Source organism: Kitasatospora sp. NPDC088861 (assembly GCF_044750105.1).
Classification (GTDB): domain Bacteria; phylum Actinomycetota; class Actinomycetes; order Streptomycetales; family Streptomycetaceae; genus Kitasatospora.
On sequence record NZ_JBIVJF010000001.1, the window covers coordinates 281,692 to 293,214 of the forward strand.

Annotated in this window: 7 protein-coding genes; all 7 read right to left on the reverse strand. The window is 74.4% G+C overall.

Features of this window, described 5'->3' with window-relative positions:
* Window positions 1-65: 65 nt before the first annotated feature.
* Window positions 66-3,563: a dTMP kinase gene (gene tmk, locus ACIP37_RS01180; protein WP_400803918.1), complete on the reverse strand. Its 3,498-nt coding sequence runs from the start codon at window positions 3,561-3,563 to the stop codon at window positions 66-68.
* Between the two features lie 256 nt (window positions 3,564-3,819).
* Window positions 3,820-6,687, reverse strand: a complete 2,868-nt coding sequence (gene topA, locus ACIP37_RS01185) for a type I DNA topoisomerase (protein WP_363627800.1) — start codon at window positions 6,685-6,687, stop codon at window positions 3,820-3,822.
* 390 nt (window positions 6,688-7,077) lie between these two features.
* The gene (locus ACIP37_RS01190) at window positions 7,078-7,536 is read right to left on the reverse strand and encodes a DUF3592 domain-containing protein (protein WP_400803925.1); all 459 of its coding nucleotides are present in this window, start codon (window positions 7,534-7,536) and stop codon (window positions 7,078-7,080) included.
* Window positions 7,537-7,730: 194 nt separating this feature from the next.
* Window positions 7,731-9,263, reverse strand: a complete 1,533-nt coding sequence (locus ACIP37_RS01195; protein WP_400803930.1) for a methyltransferase — start codon at window positions 9,261-9,263, stop codon at window positions 7,731-7,733.
* Between the two features lie 135 nt (window positions 9,264-9,398).
* Entirely contained in the window at window positions 9,399-10,121 is a 723-nt protein-coding gene (locus tag ACIP37_RS01200; RefSeq protein ID WP_400803932.1) for a hypothetical protein, read from the reverse strand.
* Between the two features lie 418 nt (window positions 10,122-10,539).
* Window positions 10,540-10,959: an ATP-binding protein gene (locus tag ACIP37_RS01205; protein ID WP_363587411.1), complete on the reverse strand. Its 420-nt coding sequence runs from the start codon at window positions 10,957-10,959 to the stop codon at window positions 10,540-10,542.
* A gap of 166 nt (window positions 10,960-11,125) precedes the next feature.
* Window positions 11,126-11,467, reverse strand: coding sequence for an anti-sigma factor antagonist BldG (bldG, locus tag ACIP37_RS01210; RefSeq protein WP_049659132.1), 342 nt, complete (start codon window positions 11,465-11,467; stop codon window positions 11,126-11,128).
* Window positions 11,468-11,523 lie beyond the last annotated feature (56 nt).

Genomic DNA, 11,523 nt, shown 5'->3' on the forward strand with positions numbered 1-11,523 from the left:
CCCGACGACGCCGCCCGTCGTCCGTACCGCTGTCCTGCCGGCGTCCGTACCGCCGCAGCCCGAGGTCAGCCCCGACGGCCCCAGCGACGGCCCTTGCCCTTGCCGCCGCCCTCGCCCTGGTCGCCCCCGGGGGCGGGCCGGTCCTGGCCGCCACGCGGGTCCTGCGGGGCTGGGCCGCCGTGATTCCAGCGCGACCACTCGTCACGCGAGCCGAGCAGGGTGTCGGTGAGGCTCGGCAGGTCGTCCATCGGCGTCTCCTCGGCCCACTCCGGCCGGGGTCGCTCGGCGGTGGCCTGCGACTCGTCGGCGGGCTGCGGCTCGTCGCCGACCACCGGCAGCTCGCGGGTGCTGTCCACCGGCTCCTCGCGCCACAGCCCCGGCGGCACCCGGTCCTCGGTACGGCCCGCCTGGGTACGACCCGCCCCCGCACGGCCCGGCTCCACCCGACCCGGTGCCGGGCGCTCCGACACAGGACGCTCCGGCGCCGGACGCCCCGGCTCGATCCGCGGCAGCACCGCGGTCCGGTCCGCCTCCTCCGTGATCTTCGGCAGCACGGCCGTCTCGTCCACGGCGGTCGGCGGGACGACCGGCAGTTGGGCGGTCTCGTCGGCGGCCTCCGCCGCCCGGACGGCCGCCCGGGTGTCTCGCAGCGACAGCTCCCGCGTCGCCTCGTCGGTCCCACCAGGCCCGGGAGTGCCCACGGGCCCCGCCCCCGGGACGTCCCGGACGGCCCGCAGCTCGGTGGTCACGGCATCCCCAGGAACCGAACCAGCAGCCTGACCAGCAGCCGAGCCTGAGGCCGAACCCGCCGAACCCGCCGAACCCGCCGGACCGGCCGAACCCGCCGCCGCCCGATCCGCCGTCGTCTGCGCCGCCGCAGCCGCGGCCGCGAGCGCGGCGGCCTGCGCCAGCCGGGCCTCCTCGGCCCGCTGCAGCGCCTCCTCCGCCCGGCGGCGCTGCTCCTCGCGCTGGAGTTCGCGCTGCCGCTGGAGCTCCGCCTGGGCGGCCGCCTCGTCGGCGAGGCGCTTGCGCTCGGCGGCCTCCGCCGCCAGCCGGGCGTCCTCCTCGGCCTTCCGCTTGGCCTCCTCCTCGGCGCGGCGGCGGGCTTCCTCCTCCGCCCGGCGGCGGGCCTCCTCCTCGGCCTTGCGCCGGGCCTCGGCGGCGGCCCGCTCGGCCTCCTCCTTGGCCAGCCGCTCCTGCTCGGCCTGTTCGGCCCGCAGCTGCGCCAGCACTTCCTGCCGCTTGCGCTCGGCGGCCTCGGCCTCGGCCTTCTTGCGGGCCTCCTCGGCGGCGCGGCGCTCGGCCTCTTCGCGGGCGAGCCGCTCCTGCTCCGCGCGGGCGGCCTTCTCCTGCTCGGAGAGCGGCAGCTCGCGGTCGAGCCGGTGCCGGATCGCGGTGGTGACGAAGCCGGGGGCCTGACTGCCGTCGACGACCAGGTAGCGCGCCGGGTCGGCGGCCGCGAGGGCGAGGAAGCCGGCCCGGACCCGCTGGTGGAACTCGGTGGGCTCGGACTCCAGCCGGTCGAGCGCCTCGGTGAAGCGCTCCCGGGCCCTGGTCGGGTCGACGTCCAGGACGACGGTCAGGTCGGGCAGCAGCCCGCCGGTCGCCCAGCGGGAGATCCTGGCGACCTCGGTGGCGGCCAGGTCGCGCCCGGCGCCCTGGTAGGCGATGGAGGAGTCCATGTACCGGTCGGTGATCACCACGGCGCCGCGGGCGAGGGCCGGCCGGATGACGTTCTCGACGTGCTCGGCCCGGTCGGCGGCGTAGATCAGCGCCTCGGCGCGGTGCGACAGGCCGGTGTTGCCGACGTCCAGGACGAGGCCGCGCAGCCGCTGGCCGACCGGGCTGCCGCCGGGCTCGCGGGTGAGCACGACCTCGTGCCCCTTGCCGCGGATCCACTCGGCGAGCGCCTGGGCCTGGGTGGACTTGCCTGCGCCGTCGCCGCCCTCCAGGGCGATGAAGAAGCCGGTGCCGGCGCCCTGGCGCGGGGCCGGGCCGACGGCGCCGCGCACCGCGTCGACCAGGTCCCGGCCGAAGGGCGCGGTGCCGCGCCGGTCGTCGGTCCGCAGCAGGACGACGGCGGCGAGGACGAGCGTGAGCAGCCCCGAGGTGGCGACGGCGAGAGCCGCGCCGCCGTGGATGAAGGTGAACGAGCCGGGCTCGACCGTGCCGTACTCGACGTCCCCGTACGCCGCGGCGATCAGCGGGACGACGACCAGCGCGGCGCCGACCACGACCCGCAGCACCGCGTACAGGTGCTCGGTGACCTTCGGCAGCCGGGCCTCCTCGACCTCCTGGCCGAGCAGGGTGCGCCCGGCGGAGACGACGATCCCGGCGGTGAGGCCGGCCAGCACGGTGAGGGCCAGGACGAGGACGAAGTCCAGCACCAGCCCGGCCAGGATCAGCGCCACGCCCTCGGTGAGCAGCGCCAGCGCGAGCAGGCGGCGGCGCGAGAGCGCGGGCAGCGTGGCCCGGGTGAGCCGGGAGCCGAGGGCGGGCGCCGCGGTGGCGGCGAGGACCAGCAGGCCGTAGCCGATCGGCCCGGCCCGGTGCTCGGCGGCGGTGAGCACCGCGAGCGCGGCGACGCCGGCCATCGAGGCGTACCCGGCGGCGACGGCGAAGGTGAAGTACGGGGCGCTGCCGGTTCGGCCCTTGCTCAGCGCGGGGCCGGGGGTGGCGTCGGTGGGGGCGCGCAGGCCCTGCAGCGGCGAGTGCGGGGCGACGGCCACCGGGCCGACGGGCAGCTGCTGGAGGTAGTCGCGGGCGGCCGAGGCGGCGAACAGGCCGGCCGCGCCGAGCGCGGCGAGGGTGAGCTGGTGGGCCCGGAGCCAGTCCGAGCCGAGCGCCGCGCCGATGTTGTTCAGCAGGGTGAGGGCGACCAGGCCGGCGGCCGCGAGCGGCAGGGTGGCCCAGCCGATGAAGCGGTCGATGCTCCGGACGGTGTCCAGGTGGGCGGCGGCGGGCCGCTGCTCGGCGGCGGGGGCGTACGGATCGGCGGGCGGCAGCAGGCCCGGGACGGCGGCGTCCTTGGCGATCCCCCGGACCCGCTCGGCGGCACCGGTGACGAACACCGTGGTGAGCAGGACGTAGGCGGCGCCGACGGAGGGCTTCGGGCCGAAGCCCAGCCAGACGGTCCACCAGGGTGCGAGGCCGATCAGCAGGGCGCACAGCGCGTCGGCACCGAACAGCGTCCAGCGCCGGTCCAGCCGGCCGGCGACCAGCCGGTGCACCGGCCCGAGCAGCGCGACGCCGACCAGCCCGGTGGCCGCCAGCCGGACGGCGAGGACCGCCGTGACGGCGAAGGCGAGGCTGCGCGGCAGGTCGCCGAACCGGCCGCCGAGGGCGACGGCGATCACGGTGAGCGCGAGCAGCACCAGCAGGCCGAGCCGGTCGGCGGTGCCGCCGATCAGCTGGGTGGTCCACAGGCGCCGGTAGGGGCGCGTCCGCAGCAGCGCGCGAGCCCGGTCGACCGGGGTCCCGGCTGGCGCGACCTCGGGCAGCCCGGACGTGGCGTCGCGGGCGGCCGGGGCGGCGCTGGGGGTGGGCTGCTCCTCGCTCGTCATACGGTCAGCGTAGCGGGCTGAGGTTGACCGGAATGAGATGAACGGGGTTCCGGATCCCGCTCATCACCGGGTTGTGACGTTCCGCGCACACCGTCCGACCGGCCTCGGGCCCGCGTCCCCGGGGTGGGGTCGCGGGCCCGTGAGCACTGGCGGGCACTGGCGGGCACTGGCAGGCACTGGCAGGCACTGGCGGAGACGCCGGCGAAGGCGCTGGCAGCGGCACCGACGGCGCCCCTGTCGGAGGATCCGGAGGAGATCAGCCCTCGTCGGTGGCCGCGGCCTTCCCGACGGCGGTCTTCTTGGCCGCCGTCTTCTTCGCCGTGGTCGCCTTCGTCGCGGTCTTCTTGGCGGCGGTCTTCTTCGCGGTCGCGGTCTTGGTGGCCGCGGTCTTGGTCGCCGTCGCCTTCTTGGCGGTCGTCTTCTTGGCCGGGGCCTTCTTCGCCGTCTTCTTCACCGGCCCGCGCGCCCGCTTCTCGGCGAGCAGCTCGTAGCCGCGCTCCGGCGTGATGGTCTCGACCTCGTCGTCCTTGCGGAGCGTGGCGTTGGTCTCGCCGTCGGTCACGTACGGTCCGAAGCGGCCGTCCTTGACCACGACGGGGCGCTCGCTGACCGGGTCGGTGCCCAGCTCCTTGAGCGGCGGGGCGGCGGCGGCCCGGCCGCGCTGCTTGGGCTGGGCGTAGATGGCCAGGGCCTCCTCCAGGGTGACCGTGAACATCTGCTCCTCACTGGTGAGCGAGCGGGAGTCGGTGCCGCGCTTGAGGTACGGACCGTAGCGGCCGTTCTGCGCGGTGATCTCCACGCCCTCGGCGTCGGCGCCGACCACACGCGGCAGCGAGAGCAGCCGCAGCGCGTCCTCCAGGGTGACGGCGTCCAGCGACATCGTCTTCAGCAGCGAGGCGGTGCGCGGCTTGACCGCGTTCTTGCCGGTCTTGGGCGTGCCCTCGGGCAGGATCTCGGTCACGTAGGGCCCGTAGCGGCCGTCCTTGGCGACCAGCATGTTGCCGCTGACCGGGTCCGGGCCGAGCTCGAAGTCGCCGCTGGGCTTGGCCAGCAGTTCCTCGGCCAGCTCGACGGTGAGCTCGTCCGGCGGCAGGTCGTCGGGGATGTCGGCGCGCTGGCCGGGCTCGCCCTCGACGTCGGAGGCGCGCTCGACGTACGGGCCGTAGCGGCCGACCCGCAGGGTGATGCCGTCCCCGATCCGGAACGAGCTGATCTCCCGGGCGTCGATCGCGCCGAGGTCGGTGACCAGTTCCTTCAGGCCGCCCAGGTGGTCGCCGTCGCCGTTGCCGGCCTCGGCGGCGCCGCCGGTCGCGTGGCCGTCGCCCTCGCCGAAGTAGAAGCGCTTCAGCCACGGCACGGACTTGGCCTCGCCGGCCGCGATCCGGTCGAGGTCGTCCTCCATCTTGGCGGTGAAGTCGTAGTCGACCAGCCGGCCGAAGTGCTTCTCCAGGAGGTTGACCACGGCGAAGGAGAGGAAGGACGGGACGAGCGCCGTCCCCTTCTTGAACACGTACCGGCGCTGGATGATCGTGTCGATGATCGACGCGTAGGTGGAGGGGCGACCGATCTCCCGGTCCTCCAGCTCCTTGACCAGCGAGGCCTCGGTGTAGCGGGCCGGCGGCTTGGTGGCGTGGCCCTCGGGGGTGAGCTGCTCGGCGGCCAGCGGGTCGCCCTCGACGACCTGCGGCAGCCGGCGCTCGCGGTCGTCCAGCTCGGCGTTCGGGTCGTCCGCGCCCTCGACGTAGGCCTTGAGGAAGCCGTGGAAGGTGATGATCTTGCCGGAGGCGGAGAACTCGACGTCACGGCCGTCCGCGGACGCGCCGCCGACCTTGACGGTCACCGACTGGCCGACCGCGTCCTTCATCTGGGAGGCGACGGTGCGCATCCAGATCAGCTCGTAGAGCCGGAAGTCGTCGCCGGTCAGGCCGGTCTCGGCGGGGGTACGGAAGCGGTCGCCGGAGGGGCGGACGGCCTCGTGCGCCTCCTGCGCGTTCTTGACCTTGCTGGCGTAGGTGCGCGGGGCGTCCGGCAGGTAGTCGGCGCCGTACAGCTGGGTGACCTGCGCGCGGGCGGCGGAGATCGCGGTCTCCGACAGCGTGGTGGAGTCGGTGCGCATATAGGTGATGAAGCCGTTCTCGTACAGCTTCTGGGCCACCTGCATGGTCCGCTTGGCGCCGAAGCCCAGCTTGCGGCTGGCCTCCTGCTGGAGCGTGGTGGTGCGGAACGGCGCGTACGGCGAGCGGCGGTAGGGCTTGGACTCGACGCTGCGGACGCTGAACGCGGTCTGCTCCAGGGCGGCGGCCAGCTGCCGGGCGGCCTGCTCGTCCAGGTGCAGCGTGTTGGCGCTGCCGGCCTTCAGCCGGCCGTCCGAGCCGAAGTCGCGGCCGGTGGCGATCCGCTTGCCGTCCACCGAGGAGAGCCGGGCGCCGAGGGTCTCCGGGTTGGCCGCGTCAGCCGGGGTGCGGCCGGTGCCGAAGGTGCCGACCAGGTCCCAGTACGAGGCGGTGCGGAAGGCGATCCGCTCGCGCTCGCGCTCGACCACCAGCCGGGTCGCGACGGACTGCACCCGGCCCGCCGACAGCTTCGGCATGACCTTCTTCCACAGCACCGGCGAGACCTCGAAGCCGTAGAGGCGGTCGAGGATGCGGCGGGTCTCCTGGGCGTCGACCAGGCGCTGGTTGAGCTCGCGCGGGTTGGCCACCGCCTCCTGGATCGCCGTCTTGGTGATCTCGTGGAAGACCATCCGGTGCACCGGCACCTTGGGCTTGAGCACCTGCTGGAGGTGCCACGCGATGGCCTCGCCCTCGCGGTCCTCATCGGTGGCGAGGAAGAGCTCGTCGGACTCCGCGAGCAGCGACTTCAACTTGCTGACCTGGGACTTCTTGTCCGCGTTGACCACGTAGATGGGGGCGAAGTCGTGGTCGACGTCCACCCCGAGGCGGCGCACCTCGCCGGTGTACTTGTCCGGGACCTCCGCCGCGGTGCTGGGGAGGTCGCGGATGTGCCCGACGCTCGCCTCGACGATGTAGCCGGGGCCCAGGTAGCCCTTGATCGTCTTCGCCTTGGCCGGCGACTCGACAATGACGAGTCGCTGTCCGTGCGCGGTCTCGCTGCTCGGGGACACCTTCGCTCTTCTCTCCCGGTCCTTATGTGGGCTGGTCGGCGCCGGCAGCACGGGCTGCGCTCCGCCCGACCCCTCCACCGTCCCGGGGCTGCCGCTGTACGACGACCCCACCAGCGGAGTGTGACCGTACCCCGGCCACCCTTGTCAAACGGAAGGATCCCGCGTTTTCACTTTGCCGGGCTCACCGACGCCACTCGAACGGTAACCCGATGACGGAGGTTCGCGCCCCGTGGAGGGGGGCTTCGGCGGGTTCCGGAGGATGGAATGACGGATTTCAAAATCTGTCAACGGAATATCGACGGCCCCGCGGAGGGCCGCGGCGGGGCCTCCGCAGAGCGCCGGCCACCGGTTCCCGGCAAGCCTGACCGGGGTCGGGCGTACGCCCCGGATTCAGCCGTTGACCACCGCGAGCAGCCCGGCGCCCGCCGCCAGACAGCCCATGCCGAGCACGCTCCACAGCAGGTCGGCGACGGCGGCCCGGCGGACCTCCCCGGCCGCCAGCACCACCCGGCTCGGGCGGCGCGGGTCGTAGCAGATCCGCACCGGGGCGCCCGGAGTGAAGCGGTCCGGACGGCGCAGCGGGGTGTGTCCGCGCGGACGGGTGAGCACCAGTTCGGCGATCCGGCCCGCCCCGGCTCCTTCGACCGGGGGCAGGACGGAGAAGGAGAGCAGCGGGGCGCTGTCGAGCTGACCGTGCGCCTCGTCCTCGGCCACGACCGTGGCCACCGCCGACGCCCCCGAGCGGCGGACCCGGTGGCGCAGGCGCACCTCGGCGGCGCACCAGAGCAGCAGCACGCCACCGAAGAGGGCGAGCACCAGCCCGCCCACCGTCGCCGTCGTCGTGTCCACCCCTGGCCCCCGGCTCCCCAGCTCTGTCCACAGCCTGTGGACAGAGCCTCGCAGCAGGGGGCCAACGCGCGGCGGCCGACCGGAGACCGCCGGACGAACCGGGGGGCACGGGAAGGTGAACCGGCGCCGACCGCCCCCGCCAGGGGCACCGCGCCGGGGCGCCACCCCGAGGGCGCCGGGCCAGGTGCGCCGGGTCAGCCTGCCGGGCGGATGAACCCCTGCTCGGTCAGCAGCCGCAGCGACTCGGGCACCCGATCCCGCAGGACCACCCGGTCCTCGCCGAGCAACTGCGCGATGGCGTCCACGATCTCGCCCGCCGACAGCGAACCGTCACAGACCCCGACGAAACCGGCACCCACCGTGTCCACCTTGGTGGCCCGCCGCATGCCCCGGTTGTGACGCAGGATCACGTGCTCCGGGTCCTCCGCGCCCGGCTCGCCGACCTGCTCCTGGACCACCTCGTCGGCCAGCACGTAACGGGTCGCGAGCAGGCCCGCGTCGTCGTGCGAACGCAGGAAGTCCTGCCGGTCGAACCACTCCTCGATGTGCGGGCCCAGCGGCTGCTCCACCGGGTGCGGCCACTCCTCCACCCGGACGGTCGGACGCTCCGCGCCGCTCGCCCGCAGGGTGATCCAGCCCATGCCGATGCCCTCGACCCGGCCCGCCTCGAAGGCGTCCAGCCACTCGCCGTACCGGGCCTGGTAGTCGCCGCCCGGACCGCGGTGATCGCCGCCGTCCCGCAGCCACAACTCGGCGTACTGGGCGACGTCCTGGACCTCCCGCTGGACGATCCAGGCGTCCAGCCCGGTGCCCGCCACCCAGCCGGCCAGCCGCTCGTGCCAGTCCTCGCCCTTGACGTGCTGCCAGTTGGCGAGCAACTGGCAGTAGCCGCCCGGCTCCAGGTGGTCGGCGGCCGAGCGGACCAGGCTGCGGCACAGGTCGTCGCCGGCCATGCCGCCGTCGCGGTAGGTGAACCGGCCGGCCGGCGAGATCACGAACGGCGGGTTGGAGACGATCAGGTCGAACCGGCGCTCCCCGACCGGCTCGAAGAGGCTGCCGGCGAGCGCCTCCCGCCGCTCGAAACCGGACAGCGCGAGGGTCAGCTCGGAGAAGCGCAGCGCGCGAGGGTTCAGGTCGGTGGCGGTCACCTGCCCGGCGTGCCGGGCCGCGTGCAGCGCCTGCACGCCGGAACCCGAACCGAGGTCCAGCGCGGACCGGACCGGACGGCGCACGGTGATGTTGGCCAGCGTCGTCGACGCGCCGCCGACCCCGAGCACCAGGTCCTTGCGGGCCACCCCGTGCGCGGTCTCGCCGGATCCGATGCCGCCCGCGCCACCCACCGCGCAGCCCAGGTCGGACACCACCCAGGCGTCCGAACTGTCCATCCCGGCCACTTCGTTGGCGTACGGCCGGACGTCCACCGTCGCCCACACCAGTTCACCGTCGGAGCGCAGCCAGCCGTCGGCCAGGCAGTCCTCGACCGGCAGCGCGGCCGCGGCCACCCGGTACGGCACCGGCTGCTGGAGCAGGAACAGCCGGACCAGCGTCTCCAGCGGGCTGCCGCCCCTGGTCGCCCGCAGCGCCGGCACGGCCTCGCTACGGGCCAACGCCGCATAGCCGGTGGGCCCGAGCAGGTCGAGGCAGCCATCGGCGGTGAACGAGGCGGCGAGCAGCGCCTCACGCAACTTGGCGAGGCGGGTCTGGTCGAGAACGGGGCTACTGATCACCCCGCCATTGTCCCCCGCCCCGGACCGGGCGGCCGCCGGGTCCGGGGCGGGTCGAGGGGGTCGGGGGTGGGTCGGGGGCGGGGTCGGGCACCCTCCGGACCGGCGTCGGAGGGTCCGGCCCGACGGGCCCCGGGCTCAGCTCGTGCTGGGCACGGGGGTGGTCGGGGTGGTCGGCGGGGCGGCGGGCGGGCTCGCCGGGGTGGTGTCGGTGCCCGCGGAGGGGGCGGTCGACGGGCTCGCGCCGTCCGTCGCGCCGGGCGCGGGCGTCCCGCCGGGCGCCCCGGCGCTCGGGGTGGCGGACGCGCCGCCCGGGGCCGCGGCGGCGGGCTTGCAACCGTCCTGCTTGGCCATGGCCGCACCGAGGTCGCCGCGCTGCAGCTTGCCCTGCGCCTGCGTGGACAGCGAGGCCAGCTGCTGGATCTGGTCCGAGATGCTGCGCAGGCCGTCCGCGAACTTCGACTGGTCGGTGTTGGTCACGGCGTCCAGCTTCTTCTGGATGTCCTGATAGCCGTCGGCCGCCTTGGTCAACTCGGCGACGGCGTCCTTCTGCAGGTTCGCGCCGTCCTTCACCTTGGGCACCCCGGCCGCGGTGATGGCCGCCGCGATGTCCTGGTTGGTCTTGGCCAGCCGCCCGATGTCCGTCGAGAGCCGCTTCTGCAGCTCGGTCGGGGTCTCGCCGGTCTTCACCTGGGCGGTGTCGGCGAGCGCGGCCTGCGCCTGGACGATCGGGTCCTTGGCCGAGCCGCAGACGTTCGACGCCCAGGACTCCAGCTGCTTGCCGTTGTCGTCGCCGCAGCCGACGGCACCGAACGCGAGCAGCGCGCCGAGGACGGGTACGGCCAGCAGTCGCTTGTTCACCGGGAGAGGCCTTTCGGTTTCGGTCGTCTTCGGTCGTCGAACCTACACGGCCGATGTCCGCCGACTGGCGCCCGGTTCCCGGACCTCGGGTTGTCCCCACCGGGTGCCCGGCCCCGCTCAGGCGCGCTCGACGCGGATCGGGCGGTTCGGATAGCCGGGCCGGGCCGGGCCGGACGGCGCGCGGCACGCTGACCGGCGTGCCGAAGCAGACCTCTTCGCCCCAGGTGCTCACCGAGGAGCTGATCGGCAGCTTGGCCCGGAGCGCCTTCCTTGTCACGACAGGTCCGATCACCGATCGGACCCGGTCGTGCCGGAAGCAACGAACCGCCAGGTTCAACAACGTGTCAACGCGTCCCGGAGGACTGGACCGACACCCGGACCACCCGGGGCGCACGAGGCACCCCGAAGGTCGGGGCCCTCAGACCACCACGGACTCGACCGAGACCGGCCAGCTCATCCGGATCAGGCCGCCGTCCGTGCCGTTGGTGACCTCCAGGTCCTCGACCAGGCCGGTGATCACCGCGAGGCCGAGGGTGTCCTCGTCCGGGTCCGCCTCCTCGGCGGCGCCGGGGGTCGGGACGGCGGCGGGGCCGGCCTCGTCCTCGACCTCGATGAGGAAACGCTTCTCCTGGTCGGTCAACGCGACCCGGACCGTGCCGCCGATGCCGCCGCGCTGGTGCAGGCCGACCGCGCGGGAGCAGGCCTCACCGACCGCGAGCCGTACCTCGTCGAGCACCGACTCGTCGACCCCGGCCCGTCTCGCGACGGCCGCGGCGACCAGCCGGGCCGTTCGCACGTGCTCCGGAAGCGCGCTGAATCGAAGTTCGACGGTTGCCATCTCTCCCCTTCGGGGTGCTCCGACCGGGGCCGACGATGCGGCCCCTGCGGGCCGGCGGAACCGGCCCCGGGGCGGCCGGGGAAGCACCGGGGCCCGCAGGCCCCGGCACCCCGGACGCGTGGGACGAACGGGCCGGCCTCCACGGGCACGGGCCGGCCCGGCCGCGTCAGTCGGTCGCGTTGACCGCGTCGTCCACCGAGGTGTGGATCGGGAAGACCTTGGTCAGGCCGGTGATGCGGAAAATCTTCAGGATGCGCTCCTGGTTGCAGACCAGGCGCAGCGAGCCCTCGTGGGCACGCACCCGCTTCAGACCGCCCACCAGCACACCGAGGCCGGTCGAGTCGAGGAAGTCAACGCCTTCCATGTCGACGACGAGGTGGTACTTGCCGTCGTTGACGAGCTCGACCAGCTGCTCCCGCAGCTTCGGGGCGGTGTACACATCGATCTCGCCGCCAACCTCGACGACCGTACGATCGCCGACTGAACGGGTCGACAGGGACAGGTCCACGGAACCTCCAGCACCTTGCCTTGCTACGTCATGTGCGATCCTCGGCCGGCCGGCCG